Origin of the sequence: Peribacillus faecalis, from assembly GCF_014712675.1 — a bacterium.
Taxonomy (GTDB): Bacteria; Bacillota; Bacilli; order Bacillales; family DSM-1321; genus Bacillus_AD; species Bacillus_AD faecalis.
The window spans coordinates 42,906-60,736 of sequence record NZ_JACXSI010000020.1 but is presented as its reverse complement, the minus strand read 5'-3'; the positions used below and the strand labels follow the sequence as shown (position 1 = coordinate 60,736).

General features: G+C 40.2%; 15 protein-coding genes and 1 other annotated feature. Of the genes, 10 read left to right on the top strand and 5 right to left on the bottom strand.

The features are described from left to right. Window positions 1-553 precede the first annotated feature (553 nt). Entirely contained in the window at window positions 554-1,993 is a 1,440-nt protein-coding gene (locus IEO70_RS09445) for a S41 family peptidase (RefSeq protein WP_190998134.1), read from the top strand. A gap of 417 nt (window positions 1,994-2,410) precedes the next feature. Next, entirely contained in the window at window positions 2,411-3,604 is a 1,194-nt protein-coding gene (locus tag IEO70_RS09440) for a PDZ domain-containing protein (protein ID WP_190998133.1), read from the top strand. A 590-nt stretch (window positions 3,605-4,194) separates the two neighbouring features. On the opposite strand, the gene IEO70_RS09435 is transcribed toward IEO70_RS09440, so the two are convergent. The 3 genes from IEO70_RS09435 to zupT all read right to left on the bottom strand — a co-directional run bounded on the left by IEO70_RS09435 (window position 4,195) and on the right by zupT (window position 6,849). Continuing rightward, window positions 4,195-4,806 (bottom strand): hypothetical protein, encoded by a 612-nt coding sequence (locus IEO70_RS09435; RefSeq protein WP_190998132.1) that lies wholly within the window; start codon window positions 4,804-4,806, stop codon window positions 4,195-4,197. A gap of 678 nt (window positions 4,807-5,484) precedes the next feature. Further along, window positions 5,485-5,985, bottom strand: a complete 501-nt coding sequence (locus tag IEO70_RS09430) for a GNAT family N-acetyltransferase (RefSeq protein WP_190998131.1) — start codon at window positions 5,983-5,985, stop codon at window positions 5,485-5,487. Window positions 5,986-6,042: 57 nt separating this feature from the next. Further along, window positions 6,043-6,849 carry a zinc transporter ZupT gene (gene zupT / locus IEO70_RS09425; RefSeq protein ID WP_190998130.1) on the bottom strand — a complete coding sequence of 269 codons (807 nt, stop codon included), beginning with the start codon at window positions 6,847-6,849 and terminating at the stop codon, window positions 6,043-6,045. A gap of 309 nt (window positions 6,850-7,158) precedes the next feature. Between zupT and IEO70_RS09420 the strand changes: the two genes are divergently transcribed. From IEO70_RS09420 to IEO70_RS09405, 4 genes are all read left to right on the top strand, one after another. Further along, window positions 7,159-7,881 (top strand): MBL fold metallo-hydrolase, encoded by a 723-nt coding sequence (locus IEO70_RS09420; protein ID WP_190998129.1) that lies wholly within the window; start codon window positions 7,159-7,161, stop codon window positions 7,879-7,881. 117 nt (window positions 7,882-7,998) lie between these two features. Beyond that, a complete protein-coding gene (locus IEO70_RS09415) occupies window positions 7,999-8,439 on the top strand; it encodes an Rrf2 family transcriptional regulator (protein ID WP_190998128.1) in 441 nt (146 codons plus the stop codon). A 182-nt stretch (window positions 8,440-8,621) separates the two neighbouring features. Next, complete coding sequence (locus IEO70_RS09410) at window positions 8,622-9,266, top strand: FMN-dependent NADH-azoreductase (protein WP_328820902.1); 645 nt, start codon at window positions 8,622-8,624, stop codon at window positions 9,264-9,266. A gap of 79 nt (window positions 9,267-9,345) precedes the next feature. Further along, a complete protein-coding gene (locus IEO70_RS09405) occupies window positions 9,346-9,705 on the top strand; it encodes a DUF2500 domain-containing protein (RefSeq protein WP_190998126.1) in 360 nt (119 codons plus the stop codon). A 122-nt stretch (window positions 9,706-9,827) separates the two neighbouring features. Here the strand turns inward: IEO70_RS09405 and IEO70_RS09400 are convergent, their stop codons facing one another. Both IEO70_RS09400 and IEO70_RS09395 read right to left on the bottom strand, forming a co-directional pair. Then, complete coding sequence (locus tag IEO70_RS09400) at window positions 9,828-10,454, bottom strand: lysoplasmalogenase (protein ID WP_190998125.1); 627 nt, start codon at window positions 10,452-10,454, stop codon at window positions 9,828-9,830. A gap of 421 nt (window positions 10,455-10,875) precedes the next feature. Then, a complete protein-coding gene (locus tag IEO70_RS09395; protein ID WP_190998124.1) occupies window positions 10,876-11,667 on the bottom strand; it encodes a histidinol-phosphatase HisJ family protein in 792 nt (263 codons plus the stop codon). A gap of 137 nt (window positions 11,668-11,804) precedes the next feature. Continuing rightward, window positions 11,805-12,023, top strand: a binding site (T-box leader). 41 nt (window positions 12,024-12,064) lie between these two features. On the opposite strand from IEO70_RS09395, the gene argS reads away from it, so the two are divergent. The 4 genes from argS to IEO70_RS09375 all read left to right on the top strand — a co-directional run bounded on the left by argS (window position 12,065) and on the right by IEO70_RS09375 (window position 17,570). After that, window positions 12,065-13,750, top strand: coding sequence for an arginine--tRNA ligase (gene argS, locus IEO70_RS09390; RefSeq protein WP_190998123.1), 1,686 nt, complete (start codon window positions 12,065-12,067; stop codon window positions 13,748-13,750). A gap of 749 nt (window positions 13,751-14,499) precedes the next feature. Then, on the top strand, window positions 14,500-14,859 hold the full coding sequence (locus IEO70_RS09385; RefSeq protein ID WP_235973562.1) for an ArsR/SmtB family transcription factor: 360 nt from the start codon (window positions 14,500-14,502) through the stop codon (window positions 14,857-14,859). Next, window positions 14,856-16,988 (top strand): heavy metal translocating P-type ATPase, encoded by a 2,133-nt coding sequence (locus IEO70_RS09380; RefSeq protein WP_190998122.1) that lies wholly within the window; start codon window positions 14,856-14,858, stop codon window positions 16,986-16,988. Before IEO70_RS09385 ends, IEO70_RS09380 begins: the two co-directional genes overlap by 4 nt. Before the next feature lie 345 nt (window positions 16,989-17,333). Continuing rightward, window positions 17,334-17,570 (top strand): CsbA family protein, encoded by a 237-nt coding sequence (locus IEO70_RS09375; protein WP_190998121.1) that lies wholly within the window; start codon window positions 17,334-17,336, stop codon window positions 17,568-17,570. The last annotated feature ends 261 nt before the right edge of the window (window positions 17,571-17,831 follow it).

Below are 17,831 nucleotides of genomic sequence, written 5' to 3'. Positions count from 1 at the left end.
CCGGTACTAGATAGAGCCCTTGATAAAACCTACTGGAATCTTCAAGGGCTCAAAAGTCTACAAGCTCGTTATGAATACTTGCGTCAATTATCTTAATTGAACCGCCGTATAAGGAACCGTACGTACGGTGGTGTGAGAGGTCGGGGGTTAATCACCCCCTCCTACTCGATTTTTTAAAATGTGAGCGACGGCTCTCAAATTTGCGGTAACAACTCTCATAACCTGCACTGCCCGAATTCCACATCCACGACAAATAACCGATTTTTCGTTTGCAAATAGTGCATCTTTAAGGTGAAAAAGCAAAGAATTGAACGGAAATCCAGTCATTTTTTTAGTTTATTCATGAAGCTAAATCTTCGGATTACGTTTACCCATGTATGAAGCATTTTAACAAAATTCTGCAAAAACAAATTTATTTATCCATCCGTTATGGTACTGTGCAACACCCTAACATTTCCGTCATAATTCGTACAAGCCCTTCATATCCATTAAATAAAAGAGACAAGGCATCACACATCTGTGCGGTGCCTTTTTTAGAAGGAAGGAGAATACTATGAATAAAAAGTGGTTGCTTCCTTTAGCGATCATCCTTTCTCTCGCGATTGGGGCGGCGGGCGGCATGTTTTTTGAGCCGGATCTGTTCATGAAATGGAATTCGCCGAGGGAGGTAGAGAAGAGGGAGCCGGCAGTAGCGATGGATGTTGATTTGGAAAAAGTGGAGCAGGCATATGATCTTATAAGCAAGCATTATATCCATAAAGTCAGTCATGAGGAATTGGTTTCGGGCGCCATCCAAGGAATGATTTCGCAGCTTGAGGACCCGTACTCAATCTATATGGATCAAGAAACGGCAAAACAATTCAATCAATCGCTTGATTCATCATTTGAAGGCATCGGCACAGAAATCGGACTTGAGGAAGAGCGCATCGTCATCGTAGCTCCTTATAAGGATTCCCCGGCTGAAAAAGCAGGATTAAAGGCAAGAGACGAAATCATTTCTGTTAATGGAGAATCGGTCAAAGGACTGAACGTACAAGAAGTGAGCGTGAAAATTCGCGGTGAAAAAGGAACGAAAGTGCAGCTTGAGATTAAGAGGCCTGGTGTCGCCAAGCATTTAAATTTTGAAATTAAACGCGATCAAATTCCTATAGAAACGGTCTTTTCTTCCATCAAAAAAGAATCGGGCAAAAATATCGGCTATATTGAAATAGCTTCCTTCTCGGAGAAAACTGCAGCTGACTTTAAAGAACAGCTCGCCGATTTGGAAAAACAGGAAATTGATAGTTTAATTATTGACGTACGCGGCAATCCGGGCGGTCTGTTGCCTGCAGTTGCAGAAATAACGGATGCAATCGTTTCAAGCGATAAGCCATTTGTGCAAACAGAGGACCGCAACGGTGATAAATCAAAAACTTATTCAAGGTTAGAAAAGAAAAAGCCATATAATATGGCGGTACTCATAGATAACGGCAGCGCCTCAGCTTCAGAAATATTGGCAGCAGCGATGGAAGAGGCCGGTGGTTACACACTCATCGGTGAGAAGACTTTCGGTAAAGGGACTGTCCAGCAAGTTGTTCCAATGCAGGACGGCAGCGACATTAAATTGACAACGAGCAAGTGGTTGACGCCGGACGGCAACTGGATTCATGGAAAAGGAATTGAGCCGACAATTGAAATCGCACAACCTGCTATATACAAAACATATCCACTTTCGATAGATGCAACATTGAAGCGTGACATGACAAATGAGCAAATTATGCATGCGCAAGAAATGCTAAAAGGTTTAGGCTACGAGCCTGGCCGACAAGATGGTTACTTCGACTTGAAAACGGAAATTGCCGTAAAAGCGTTTCAAGCCAATTCGAAACTTGATGTCACCGGTACGATTGATGAAAAGACTGCCGCAGAGCTTGAGAATAAGATTTTAGAAGAGATAAAAGATGAGGAAAACGATGTCCAGCTGCTGGCAGCTATCCGTTATTTAGCTAAATAAAAATTGGAAGGTCTTCGGCACTTTGCTGAAGGCCTTTTGTATGTGGAATTGAGAGCTTAGGCAGAGAGTTTTCATTCACCGTGTCACTTTGCTTTGGACCACTCAATTACTGGACCGAGAGCGCTATTGTGACGACACAATCTTTTACCGTGATGACGCTAACTTTTGTTTCAACGCGCTATATTCTGAACTATGAAGCAATCAGTCTTCATGGCTGCGCAATTTTTTTCATAAGCTAGCGGAATTAACCGGATTTACTAGATTTCCAGTACATTCCCAGTCTTAAGTGAGCCGAAAGTAAGTGTTCGAGATGTATCTTGCTAATAAATACAGTGTAAATGTGATAGGAAAAGGCTGTCGTCTCTGATAAAATAATAGATAGTATATTATGAATTGTTGAGAGGAAGGTAGATACTGATGGAAACAGGGTGGATTATGGAAATGTTTCGGGGAGCTGGAATGCTATTCATCCATCCGCTATTTTACTATTCCTTTTTATTAGCCATACTTGTCGGATATCGTCGTGTGAAACGTGAACGAAAGGATTTTAAGATTCGGGTTGAAGGCGGTCTTTTTGAACTGAAAAATGTACTGCCGCTTGGTTTATTGGTAGGTCTTATTTTATCTGTCGCTTGTGCGGCAGCGGGTATCGTTGTTCCTTTCGCCGCTATTTTATTAATGGCAGTGGTCGCCTTCGTTATCAGCTTCACGATGCAGTTCAGATTATTATCTCCTGCTTATATCATCGGAATCACATTATTTCTCGTCTTCTTCTTATTTGAGAAAAATATTGATATACCGTATTTTGGAGCGGCAATTGATGATTTGAATTCTCCATTAGTACCAGGACTTGCGGTGATTATGGGCGCCATGCTGATAGCAGAAGGACTTATGGTTCGCATAAACGCATCAAAGAAAACATCGCCAAGACTGATTACGTCCAACAGAGGTTTGACTGTCGGTGCACATGAAACAGGGCGCATTTGGCTTGTGCCACTGTTTTTATTCCTTCCGGGCGGCGATGTGTCATTACCGTTTGAGTGGTGGCCGGTATTCCATCTAGGAGAACAGATGACCGTAACGCCGATATTAGTACCATTTATTCTCGGCTATACACAGCTCGTGCAAGCGGCGCTGCCGGAACAAGCAATTAAAACGAGCGGGGCAAAAGTTATTGGTCTGGGTGTAATTGTGTTAGCTGCTGCTGTAGCGAGCATTTGGATACCTCTGTTATCTATTATTGCTGCTGCTATGGCAATTTTAGTACGGGAGTTTCTTTACCATAGTGACCGGAATGCTGAAATACGCTCTACTTTTTACTTTACGAATAAAGACCACGGTGTGTTTATTTTAGGAATCATTCCCGGGTCTCCAGCTTACAAAATGGGCTTGCAGGTCGGTGAAGTCATTACGAAAGTGAACGGCAAAAATGTAATAAGCGAATCGGAGCTATATGAAGCGCTGCAAACAAACCGAGCGCATTGCAAACTTGAGGTGCTGGATACAAGCGGTGAAGTCCGCCTTGTGCAAAAAGCAGTCTACCAAGGTGAGCATCATGAGTTAGGGATACTATTTATTCCGGAAAAAACGGCTGTTTCGATGGTCAGTTAAATTTGTTGTTACTTCTCAAAATAAATTAGAACGATTTTTCATAATTAATTGTTATAAAAATGGTACCTCTAAAAGAGCGGTACCATTTTTATTTAAACTTTATGGAGTTAATTATGAAACAGAAATTATTAAGATCTCTAGAACCAAATAAAATAACGTACACTTTTGAGTTTAATGAAGGATTAATTAACAGTGGTTCATTTATTGACAGACATTATGTCACTAAAAGGACCTCTATTAAGAGATTCAGGTCAATTTTTTAATAAACTAAAGCTTCGTTAGCTCAACAAGAAAAAGAGGAGCTTATTCACCAATCGCACACGATTGGTGAACAAGTCTAACTAAGATTATCAAACTAAGCTGCGCCGTTAGCTAAATAACTTCAACAAATAAATCTTTAATCTTTTTTTAGACAGCAAGAAAAACGAATTTCAAATTCGGAATCCGTTCTTTGCTAATTATTTTATTACCTCTAACCAAGCGACTGCTTCGCAATGTGTTGGGTACTGAGCATAGACAACTATTTACTTTTACATCTGTTACTTTAAATCGATATTTAACTATACCTATCATTTCTATTTTTGTTTTCTTTACTTGTCTAAAAACCAATTTATCTTTACAAATTTTTCCCTTAAAATTCGTGGATAGATTTTACTATCGTAATTTTTTCGGATGAATTTAAATTGATTGTCACTTATTTTTCTTACGCCTGTAATCTTATAACTCCATTTAGGCTCCAAATTAAATTGTTTAGCAATTGTTGTTGTTTTTACTCTTCCTGTATAATCAAATCCCCCGTACTCTTCATTCCAATACGGCAATAATTGCGTTTCCTTTTTTCCTCTATTTTTATCGAATAATTTGCAAGTGATTAAAAATTTAATTCCTTTAACCCCTATTGTACGCTGCTTCGCTATATCCTCATGGGCAGTTTTCCAAGTGATTGCTTTTTTCAATCTCATTTCAGCACCTTTAGGATATTTAGGGAACATCTTTCTATCAAATAATTCGATAACTATATAATTAAATGCTATTTTATCTCCTCGTGTCCCATATGAGTCAAAACTCACTACATCGATCCATTTCCTATTTGTATCAACATCTGCAATTAGATTTTTTACAATAAATACAACCGTAGCTTCCTCTGATTTCATATAGTCGAAATACTGCGCTAATACATCTTCATTGTTGTAGTTTTCCATTCTTCTTAATCCCTCCTAAATAATAAAAGCCACCAGTAGATAAATACGGAATCCTAAATAAGGAATATCGTATCAATCTACTGGTGGCTATAAAATTGAATTTTATTTATCAAATAAGTAACTTATTTGAACGCCATCTTTAGCAGAAAACTAAAGAAAATTTTCATTTGTTATTTCTAAGATAACACATTTGTTAATTTATAGCAATTTGAAATTACTTTTTATTTCAACAAATATTAAACGAGCTACCAAGCTATTGCTTCACAATGTATGGAGCATATTAACATATTGGTGCTGGTAGGTTTAATTATATTGGTCTGGTTCCTATTAATTGTGGTTTTTAATCATTTTAAGGTAACCTTTCATTTGCTCAATTCAACAAAAGGATATAACTCCCTGTAACAACCAAAAATAAATAGAACACTTCTGAAGTTATAAATTAGGTTGCAAATGACCCAACTGCAAAGAGTAAAACAGTTCTGATAAATCCGCCCAATGCATATCTAGTATCACTTCGTAATAAACTACTGCATAATATTGGGCACCTGAGCTTGCTGTTCCTGTAGAAGTATTTATTGTTCTTTGTAGTATAGGAATCCTGGGAGAATTGCTGATAGACATAGAGGCTAAAAGAAGATAATCAATTATAGTTATCTTCTTTTTTCATTCTTCCAATTATCAAATCAATCTCTCAAATGCAACACGCTCACCGTCCGAAACATGAATAATCCCGCAATAAGAGAAAAGGTTTTTCTCAAGCAGTTTGCACATTGGTATATTTTCTTCATGCGTATCGACTTTAATGCTATGTATTCCTTTTTGGCGGCACAGATCGAAAATATGCTCCATCACAATTGTGGAGAGACCTGAGCCCTTCAGTTCATTGTTGATTGCGAGGCGGTGAATGACGGCATAAGGTTGATTGCTTAACCATTCTCCCTCAAAAATTTTGTCATACGTTTCTTCATCGTCGAATGAAACAGCCACCGTCGCAGCAACACAATTTTCCTTCAGCAAAACATACCCATACTCTTTTGAGATGTCTTCACGAATTGTTTCAGCATTCGGATAGTCTCCTTGCCACTGATCAATTCTTTGTTCTTTAAAATAGCTTTGCGCCTGTTGAATAATAGCAAGAATTTCCGGGATATCGTGCTCGTTTGCTTTCCTGAATTTCATCACAACACCTCTTTTTCTACCATTATATAAAAAAGAATCTGCCTCATGAGACAGATTTTAAATAAACAATAATAAGCTGACAGCCATAACCGCCATCCCTGCAATTAGACCGTAAATGGAGTCGTGTGCTTCATCATATTCTTTTGCGGCCGGCAACAGTTCATCCAGTGATATGAACACCATAATTCCGGCAACAGCGGCGAAGATGACACCGAACATGATATCATTCAAGAACGGCATCAGAATCAGAAAGGCGAAAATCGCGCCGACCGGTTCGGCCAAGCCTGATAGGAATGAAAGCTTGAAGGCTTTTTTCTTACTTTTGGTCGCATAGTAAATCGGTACCGCTACAGCGATGCCTTCCGGAATATTGTGAATCGCGATTGCAATCGCAATGGCGATACCAAGACCCGGATCTTCCATCGCGGAAATGAAAGTTGCAATTCCCTCCGGAAAGTTATGAATGCCGATAGCAAGTGCTGTAAATACGCCCATTCGCATTAATTTCTGTTCTTTAATTTCTGAAGGCGGTCTATTCATATCCTCGACTTTTTTCAATTCATGGGGATTTCCTTGCTTCGGAATGAACTTATCAATTAAGGTGATAACAAGCATCCCTCCGAAAAACGCAATAACTGTTACCCAATAACCGGGCTGCTCACCCATTTCTGAAACAAGCGAATCCTTCGCTTTTACAAAAATTTCAATCATCGATACGTAAATCATGACTCCGGCAGAGAAACCTAAGCTGATAGATAAAAATTTCTTATTAGTTGTTGATGTGAAAAAAGCAATCAAACTGCCAATCCCAGTTGCCAGACCGGCGAATAATGTAAGGGATAAAGCGAAAATTACGTCTCCCATATTTAGGCTCCTTTCATAATGAATGGTTTCATCGAGTTAGCATCGCAAATGCCGGCAATGTTACTATTCTATAAATTATCATTTGATAAATGGTTGCGAACAAAATAGTTTCCTTAACTCAACATTTTCGCATGCTTCCACAACTATGTCAAAAGAAAAAGCGTTTGACGCATTTTTTGTTAAAGTATGCAGTCACACATTATCAGTTGCATGGCCTAGAAAGAATTCAAATCTTCATATTTTTACTGAATAAATTGAGGAGGGTTATATTAAAATAGTTATTATATATAGAAGAGGAGATGAAACAGGATGCTTCAATTTATCGGGATTGGCAGTGCTTTTCATACAGCGTTAGGGAACAATAATGCATTTATTAAAAAAGGGGAAAATCTGTTTTTAATTGATTGCGGCAGTACTAATTTCAGTCGCATAATTGAGAAAGGTGTCTTAAATGGCGTGAAGCATATCACCATATTGCAGACACATCTGCATGCAGACCACGTTGGATCTTTAGGAGATTTAGTAGGATACGCCTTTAATGTGATGGAGCCGAAGCAATCTAATAAAGTAACAATTATCACACCAAAAGCTTTGACGGAGGATGTGAAGGTTATTTTGGCTAAGGAAGGTGTGCCGGAAAACCAATATACGAGCATTGAAATCGAAGACTCATATTCACCGGAAAACCTTCTCGGCATTACATATATAAAACCATATCAAGTGCAGCATGTGCCACATTTAAAGTGTTTCGCTTACCTGCTTGAAATCGACGGCCGGAAAGTATATTACAGCGGCGATTGTAATATGGTACCGGATGACATATTGGAAGAAATGCTTGCCGGAAATATTGATTTATTTTATCAAGATACGAGCAAAGCTGATTTCGAAGGCAATGTTCATCTATCATTGCGAAAACTGACAGAGCTTATCCCGGAGCAGCTGCGCAATCGTGTTTACTGCATGCATCTTGACCAAGCTTTTTCAGTGGAAGAAGCAAATGAGCTTGGCTTCCGTGTCGTTCAATCTATTTAACAGACAGGAGGGTCTTTAAGGCCCTTTTTTTTTCCTATCCATTGTACTTTTTTTTAGTTAACGTGGTAAAATGTTGCGAGGACTATTTTACTAGGTGGATATTACAGGGGTGACAGGATGAAAAAGGTAAACCGAATTGATCAAATCGGGCAGCCGCGGTTTCGTATTGCTGTACATACTTTAGTATGGCTGGCCGAGAAGGAATGTGTTTGTTCGAGTAAGGCGATTGCAGAGCAACTTAATTCGCACGCTACTTTTCTTAGGCGAGTGTTAGCGACCTTAAGCCAAGCGGGAATTGTCGAGGCGAGAGAGGGAAGAGAAGGCGGTTATTGTTTGAAAAAATCTGTTGAAGAAATTTCGTTGTCGGAAGTTTATTTGGCTATCAAGAAGCAAGAGTGTGAAGAGGCCAAGAGTAAAGCACAAGCGGATTGCGATGAACTTGGTTTACAGCTCGATCAAAGATTGGAAGAGATTATGATTGTCGGTGAGCAACTAATTATCGACTACTTGAAGCAATTCACTTTGGCGGACATAATAAGTGACCTTCCATGTAAATAGTAAGAAAGAGCAAACAGATTTTTTTGCAAAGGAATCTGTTTCGTGTATAATGTGTTTGTATTGATTGCAGTTTAAATTTTAACTGTGATTAAATTTTTCTATTTAACTGTGCTAAATTCAAGCTCAGATATTTTTTAGTATTTTAACTGTGCTTATTACAGTTTCAGTAAACTTTATACACAATGGAGGGACTAAATAGTATGTCAAAAGTATTATTCATCAAAGTAAACGATCGTCCGGCAGATCAATCAATGAGTGTGAAAATGTACGAAACATTTTTAGCGTCATATAAGGAAAGTCATCCAAACGATGAAATTATCGAATTGGATTTATTTGAAGAAAACCTGCCTTATTACGGAAACGCTGCAATTACAGCTATGTTCAAGAAAGGTAAAGGTATGGAACTGACTGCAGAAGAAGAAAATTTATCTTCTTTAATTGAAAAATACTTAAATCAATTCTTAAGCGTAGATAAAGCTGTATTTGCTTTCCCATTATGGAATGCGACAGTACCGGCTCCGCTTGTAACATATATCTCTTACCTTGCGCAAGCAGGTAAAATGTTCAATTACACAGCAAATGGCCCTGTTGGTTATGCGGGTGATAAAAAAGTTATGCTGTTGAATGCTCGAGGCAGCGATTATTCTACAGAACAAATGGCGCCATATGAAATGGCTGTAAACTATGTAAAAGCAGCTATCTCATTATGGGGAATCCACAATCCGGAAACTGTTGTCATTGAAGGCCATAACCAATATACAGACCGTGCAGAAGAAATCATTGCAAGCGGCTTACAGGAAACTGCTAAAGCAGCTGCTGCATTTTAATAGTGGGGAGACTTCATTGTGAAGTCTCCTTTTCCTTTATTTGGTAATTTTGTACAATAAAGGGGAGGGGTGGATTTGGATGATGTATGAAGATACGATGTTTAGCATCGCACCAATATTCATAGGTATTGTTTTTGTGATTGTCATCGGCGTTATTGTTGTTTCAATGGTGAAAGGGGTAGCGACTTGGAGCAAAAACAACAATTCTCCTATTCTGGAGGTCCAGTCGAAAGTTGTCACGAAACGGATGAGTGTTCGTGGAGGCGGGGGAGACTCTCATGCCCATACGAGTTATTTTGTGACATTCGAAGTAACGAGTGGAGACCGAATTGAGCTGCAAGTGAATGGTCAACAATACGGGCTGCTAGTAGAAGGCGATTATGGCAATTTGAAATTCCAAGGTACGCGCTACTTAGGTTTTTCTCGTTCCGTTGCTTGAATCGGTGGAAATGTGGATAATTTTTCGAAAAAAGTAACGAGAAATTTAAAAATTCATCCACATTTCAATTTATTCATCCACAAAGTTGGGATAGGTTGCCTCAATAGTCCACATGTCCACAATTATTTTGAGCGAGCACGTGCTCTTGTTAAAGAGTGCGCAATTAGAAATTGGGCGCCATAATAAGTCAACATAATAATTTCTCCAGAATACGTAACATCTCCAATAAACAAATTCCATGCTAAAACGGCATCTGAAATGATGAATAAGATACTCCCAAAATATAAATATTTGTTGCCCGTCTGGAATGCGGCAAAGCCCATGAAGCTGATGACGATCAGGTAGAGGATAACGGGTATAATGAATGCCTCCCCACCGCTACTATTTAACGCTGAAATGAGCGAGTTCCCCATAAAAGCGCCGAAAATGATGAGTGGTACAGTCACAGATAAACGAAGCCAGCTAAACTGCCGTTGTTTCATAAAGGCATAAATATAAAATAAATGTCCGACCAAAAAGGCAGCCAGCCCAGGTAGAAATGAAAAGAAGATGAGTGCATCGCCAAGTGCGCAGAACGAAAGCCCGATTAAGATACTCTTGTCTACAGGTCTTTGCCGAGCTGCATAAAAAATAATCAGCAGCATTGGAATCAGCTTTGTTGTAAGCACGAGAAATAAAAGACTTGTATCGACGAAAAAAAAATATATAATGCCGGACAAAAGAATGCTAATCGGAAAAAAATACTTCAAACTATCACCTCCCTTGCTTAAATATATTCAGCATCTGTCGGTTAACCCCTGCAAACAAAGATAGGATGTTAATAATATTGGCACTTTATTCGAAAAAAGCCTTTCGAGTGAACGAAAAGCCAGCTGATTTGCAGGAATTTTTATTGATGATGATAAAAAATGTCCTCATATTTAAAAGAATGATAGAAAAATAGGCGCTAGAGTCTGGGGATAGAGCGCGAAACGAAATTTTAGAGCGCGAAATGAAAAAATAGAGCGCGAGCGGCCAAAGATAGAGCGTGAAACAAAAAAATAGAGCGCGATCCATCCGGATAGAGCGACAACAAGCGGAATAGAGCGCCGAACCCGGTAATAGAGCGTCAGGCAAACAGTATAGCACTATAAAAGCCTGCCCCATCATACGGGACAGACCATCCAATTATTAAAAATCAACTGCCCGAGCTTGTCTTCGCTCAAAACTGAACAAAGATTTGAACCCGCATTCCTTCGCTAACTCATAGGCGTCGGCAATATTGGCACCTACCGTTTCAGCAGCATGTGAATCAGAGCCGATTGTCAAAATTTCTCCGCCGAGCTCCTTATACAGCTGCAAAATTTGCTTCGATGGCATCGTGTCTTGCAGTGAACCGCGCAATCCTGATGTATTGATTTCAATACCGATGCCGCGCTCAATCGCTTTTTTCAAAATGGCATGCAGTATATCACGATGTTCGTTGAAATCATAAATGCCGATTGTGTCATGGCTGTATCGTTTAATCAAATCAAGATGAGCAATCACATCGATATCAGCTCCGCAAACCATTTTATAAACTTCTTCAAAATAGCAGGCATTAGCAGCTGCCCCCTGCTCCGCGACAAAAAGTCGTAGTTTTGTGTTATCAATGTTGTGAACCGATCCCATAATGAAATCAAGTGGCAATGGTCTCAACGTTTTTGCATATTCTGCTTTCATTAAATGAGGCTCGCATAACTCGATGCCTGCTCTTATCGTCAGCTTGTGACTGAACGTTTGCAGGCATGATTCAATATCGTTGAAGTAGCGGTCAAATTTCATATGTCCGTAAGTTGGTGCGAGCGGGTTGACGGAAAAATGCTCGGTGAAACACATTTCTTTGACACCGTTTTTGATTGCTTGCCGGCAAATGTCTTCCATAACAGCTTTGCTGTCGAAAGAATGAAGGCTATGATGATGATAATCCATGAGTTGTTGCATAACTAGTCCCTCCGGTTGAATGAATTTTTCAGTTTATGGAAGCAAAGGAAGAAACAATTCTTCTATGTGAATTGCGGATATTTATATTTTAATTGAAATCGGTAATGTCCGTTTAGTACAATTAAGTTACACATATTTTGAATTCTATGAAAAAGAGAGTAGTAAGCAGTCGATGCACGAAGCGAGTCGGGGATGGTGTGAGCCCGATTGTCATGTTGCTTATGAAGCGCACTTTGGAGAAGATTGCCTGAGTCAGTAGGGCAATCCGGGGAATCAGTACCTCGTTAACAAACAAAGCCGGTTCAATTACGAACAATTAGAGTGGTACCGCGGGAATTCAAGCTCTCGTCTCTTCATTATAGAGACGGGGGCTTTTTTATATAAAGGAGGAAATCGAATGAAATACGTTCAAGAATTTGCAACTGTACTTTATCCGAATATGAAAGATGAGCTGACAATGGAACAAATTGAACAGCTGATTGAAAAACCGAAATACAGCAACCAAGGTGACTTGGCTTTCCCTTGCTTCTCATTGGCGAAAACACGAAGAAAAGCACCGCAAATGATTGCAGCAGAGATTAGCGAGCAGCTTTCATCACCTTTATTTGAAAAAATTGAAGTCGTTGGCGGGTATTTGAATGTGTTCTTGAAAAAGGATGCGGTTCTTCAAGAAGTACTGCACACAATTTTAAAAGAAAAAGACCAATACGGAAAAAATCATGACGGTGACAACAAAGTTGTGACAATTGACATGTCGTCTCCGAACATTGCGAAGCCGTTCTCAATGGGGCACTTGCGCTCAACTGTTATTGGTAACGCATTGTCGCTTATTTTCCAAAAAAACGGCTATGAAACTGTGAAAATTAATCACTTAGGAGATTGGGGTACACAGTTCGGTAAGCTAATTACGGCTTATAAAAAATGGGGCTCTGAAGAAGCGGTTCGAGAGCATCCAATTAAAGAGCTGTTAAAGCTGTATGTACAATTCCATGATGAAGCTGTAAATGATCCTTCACTAGAGGATGAAGCGCGAAAATGGTTCAAACTTCTTGAAGATGGCGATGCTGAAGCGAAAGAGCTTTGGCAATGGTTCCGTGATGAGTCATTAAAAGAGTTCTCAACGATTTATGACTTGATGGGTATTGAATTCGATTCATTTGCTGGTGAGGCTTTCTATAACGACAAAATGGATGTCATTATCGATTTACTTGTCGAAAAGAACCTACTGACATTATCAGATGGCGCAGAGGTTGTTAACTTGGATGACCAAGAACTGCCGCCTGCTTTAATCAGAAAATCAGATGGTGCGACATTGTATGCAACACGTGATTTGGCAGCAGCTTACTACCGTCAAAACACATATCATTTCAGCAAAGCGCTTTATGTAGTCGGCAATGAGCAGTCGCATTACTTTAGACAATTGAAAGCTGTATTGAAAAAAATGCAATTTGATTGGGCAGATGATGTCGTGCACATTCCATTCGGCATGATGCTAAAAGACGGCCGCAAAATGTCGACGCGTAAAGGGAAAGTCGTGCTTCTTGAGGAAGTACTTAGAGAGTCCATCGATACAGTGCTGAACACAATTAATGACCGTAACCCAGACCTTGCAGATAAAGAAAAAGTCGCTGAAACAGTCGGTGTCGGCGCTGTTGTTTTCCATGATTTGAAAAACTATCGTTGCAATGACATCGAATTTTCACTAGAAGATATGCTTCGTTTTGAAGGGGAGACAGGACCTTACGTGCAATACACACACGCACGAGCATGCTCGCTTTTAAGAAAAGGCGATTGGCATGAGGAAAGCGACATTAATCTGAACGGTGAAGAAGAATGGTCAATCATTAAAGATCTTCAAGAGTTCCCTGAAGTTGTTCGCAAGGCATGTGACAAGTACGATCCATCACTTGTGGCAAAATATGCGATCAACTTGGCGCAAACGTTCAATAAATACTATGGCGAAGTTCGTATTTTAGCGGACGATGCGCAAAAAAACTCACGTTTGACGCTTGTATATTGTGTGACGGTTGTACTGGAAGAAGCACTTCGTCTGTTAGGATTAGGTGCTCCGAAAGAAATGTAATTAAGAGGCTGCCGCAAGCTTTGTGCTGCGGCAGTTTTTTTTCTTCTTGGTGTGCAAATTTAGGGAGAAATAAGCGTGTTTTGCACGACGAATCAACTCAAACGATGGGTTTTAGTTAACAAACTGCCAGTTTTTATGGAAAAGAATTGGATTTGGAACAAGGATTGCGCGGTGAAGAAGCAGATAGCGCCGTGGCAAGGATGGATAGCGTCGTCGCGGCGAATAATAGCGCGGTATTTGAAATTATAGCGTCGTCGTCATCAAAGATAGCGCGGTCCGAAAAGTGGATTGCGTTCTCGTAGACTGGATAGCGCTGTGTACAAGTAAATAGCGCTCTCAGCCTTCAAAAGCAGGAGACCCCAAATGTTAAAAATCGAGGTGCGGATTCATAAATGAAAAAGGACCGGCGCCAGTTTTTAAAAAGATAAGTTAATTTATTTTTCTTGAACTTGGATAGCTGTCTAACCTTACACCTGCCATGCTTGGTCCTAAGCTGCCTCCCCCAAGAAACCAAGTTCGGGTTTCTTGTGTGATTCATCTTAGTCCTCCCGCATGTCTCCTTTTTCATCGAGGCGTATCAAAGTAGTGTTATCATGATGAAAAAGGACCGGTGCCGGTTTTTCGTATTAGAACCAATGTCGAAAAATTTTCATATACTGACTATTACAATCAATGGAGGAACTGGAGGCAGAGGAGTATAATATAATCAAATATATATTAGAATGTGCATGTAGGCAGAGGTGAGACTATTGAAAGACCAATGTGAAATTGAACATATTAATAATAGCGTCGAGCAGATTACAACGCTTAAAGACACGATGAAAGACAAAGATTTTGCAGATGCAGCCAGTCTTTTCAAGGCGTTGTCTGATCCGACACGTGTTAAAATCGCGTATTTGCTGACAATAAAAGAACAGTGTGTGTGCGATGTAGCGGAAGTTGCAGAAGTTTCAACGGCGACAGCTTCTCACCATTTGCGTCTGCTGCGGGACATTGGGATTGCTTCTTATCGTAAGAGAGGTAAACAGGCTTTTTATTGCATCATGGATGAAACAATTAAACAATTGTTAAATTTGACGATTGAAGAAAAGGTCGGTGAACAAAGATGAGCCATGCCAAAACATTCGAGCAAGAGAAACAAGTTTACCGGATTCAAGGGTTGGATTGTGCCAACTGTGCGCGAATATTTGAGCAAAATGTCAAAAATATAGATGGTGTCGAGGATGCAAAGGTCAACTTCGGCGCTGCGAAGATTACAGTCATCGGAGATCATAAATTAGAGCAAGTACAAGAGGCCGGCGCATTTGAGAAGCTGCAAATCAGTCCGGTCAAAGCAAAACAAGAAATGCCGGAAAAAAGCTTTTGGCAAAAATATGGTGTGCTGATTATTTCCTTTATGTTTTTAGTCGCGGGTTATGTCTCTAACTATACAATTGGTGAAGACAGTCTGGTAACAATCGCCTCATTCTTTTTGAGTATCGCAATCGGAGGTTACTCCATTTTTAAAGTTGGTTTGAGAAATTTAACAAAGCTGCAGTTCGATATGAAAACCTTGATGACGATTGCTATTATTGGGGCGGCCATCATCGGTGAATGGAGTGAGGGCGCGGTTGTTGTCATCCTGTTTGCGATTAGTGAGGCGCTTGAGCATTACTCAATGGAAAAAGCTCGTAAATCAATCACTTCGCTTATGGATATAGCACCGAAAACAGCATTAGTGCGCCGAAACGGAAAAGAGATGGAAGTATCCGTTGATGATATCGTCTTGAAGGACATCATGCTTGTCAAACCGGGACAAAAAATTGCGATGGACGGCAAAGTGGTAAAGGGGCATTCCAATGTTAATCAATCGGCGATTACAGGAGAATCGATTCCTGTTGAAAAGAGCATAGGTGATGATGTATACGCCGGAACTTTGAATGCAGAAGGAATGCTTGAGATTGAAGTAACGAAACTAGTCGATGATACAACAATCGCGAAAATGATTCATCTTGTTGAAGAGGCGCAAGGTGAAAGAGCACCGGCACAAGCATTTGTTGATGTGTTTGCGAAGTATTACACTCCGGCCATTATCGTGGTGGCATTTTTGGTAGCGATTATTCCGCCTTTGTTCTTTGGCGGTGAGTGGGTTTCCTGGATTTATCAAGGTTTGGCTGTACTCGTTGTCGGCTGTCCTTGTGCGCTAGTAATTTCAACGCCGGTCGCAATTGTCACAGCTATAGGCAACGCGGCAAAAAAAGGTGTTCTCATTAAAGGCGGTATTCATCTTGAAGAAGTCCGAAAAATAAAGGCGATCGCTTTTGATAAAACAGGCACATTGACTAAAGGTGTTCCTGCAGTGACAAATTATGATGTGCTAAGCGGCGATAATCGGGAAACACTGTTCGGAAAAATTGCTGCACTGGAGGCATTTTCTCAACATCCGCTTTCGCAAGCATTCATAAAAAAAGCCGAGCAAGATACGATTGCATACAAATCTTATGAAATAGAAGCCTTCACATCTGTAATCGGAAAAGGAATTCAAGGGAAAATTGACGGTGAGCAATATTATATCGGCAATGCGGCTTTATTGAAGGAAACTGTCGGAGTTGAACAAGTTGATGCGATTGAGCAACGGTTGAAAGTGTACCAGCATCAAGGTAAAACAGCGATGCTAATCGGCAAGGAAAATCAAATTGTTGCAATTGTTGCGGTCGCTGATGAAGTACGCGAAAGCAGCAAAGAGGTTGTGTCTGCACTGCATGCGCAAGGAATTGAGCATACAATCATGCTGACCGGTGATTCTGCCGAGACGGCATTCAGCATTGCAGATGCTGTCGGAGTCAGTCGAACAGAAGCCAATCTGCTTCCGCAACATAAGCTTGAGAAAATGAAAGAGCTAAAACAGCAATATGAACATGTTGCGATGGTCGGTGATGGCGTCAATGATGCGCCGGCATTAGCGGCTGCCAATATCGGTATTGCCATGGGAGGAGTCGGCTCTGATACGGCGCTGGAAACAGCAGATATCGCTTTAATGGGTGATGATTTGCATAAGCTTCCGTTCGTCATTAAGTTAAGCAAGAAAACTATGAGCGTCATTAAACAAAATATCACGTTCGCGCTTGGATTAAAGCTAATCGCTCTGTTGCTGGTAGTTCCAGGCTGGCTGACATTATGGATCGCCATTTTCGCTGACTTAGGCGCTACCCTATTGGTAACGCTGAATAGCTTGAGATTATTGCGTGTGAAAGAATAGGGAGAAAACTGTACCGGTTCCGGTACAGTTTTTTATTTGGATATAAAGAAATGGAATACCGTTCCCGCACACCGGCTGGCTTAAAGAACTTGAGAATTTTTATTGATTTAACCTCCATATAACAATATACTACCCGAATGAGGAAGACCGTGTGATTTCAATCCGAGCAAATAAATAGGTCAACGGTAATTTAAGCGTTTGAAATCAACAAAAAGCAGAAACTTATGGCTCTGCTTTTTTATTGAACATCAGACCTCGATAAGGGTTATTTTACCAGACGTGTGCTATAATAAAGATGGCAATTCTGTAACAGAAGTCTCGAAGAATCATAAGGAGATGATTTTTATGACTTGGTATTTAGCTGCTATTATATTGCCGGCCCTACTAGTCTATATTTTCACTAAAGTCACTTATAATCATTTCGTCGGGTTGGCATTGAGTGTCGCACTAATCAGTGCATCCGCCTATGCGGGCTATACAGAAACTTGGCCGATCATCATTTTGGATGCTTGCTCATTAACATTCGGCTTATGGCTGTCCATTCGTTACATTAAGCATACTTCATCGCACCAGAGCGCTTAGCTTGGTGCTTTTTGTCATGATTTTAGAGGAAATGAGTTCGAAATAATTTTAAATGGGAAGAAAGTGACGATAAATAGATCGGAAATTGAAAAAATAAGAGTTTGGAGCTGAAAATAGACTGCCGAATCAGCAAGATAGAACGCCAAGTCAAGAAGATAGGGCGCGAAACGAAAAAATAGAGCACCGAGTCGAGTGAGAGAATAGAGCGCTGCCTTGTATAACCGAAAACGAATAAGTGTTCGCTTTTCAGTGGTTAGCTTT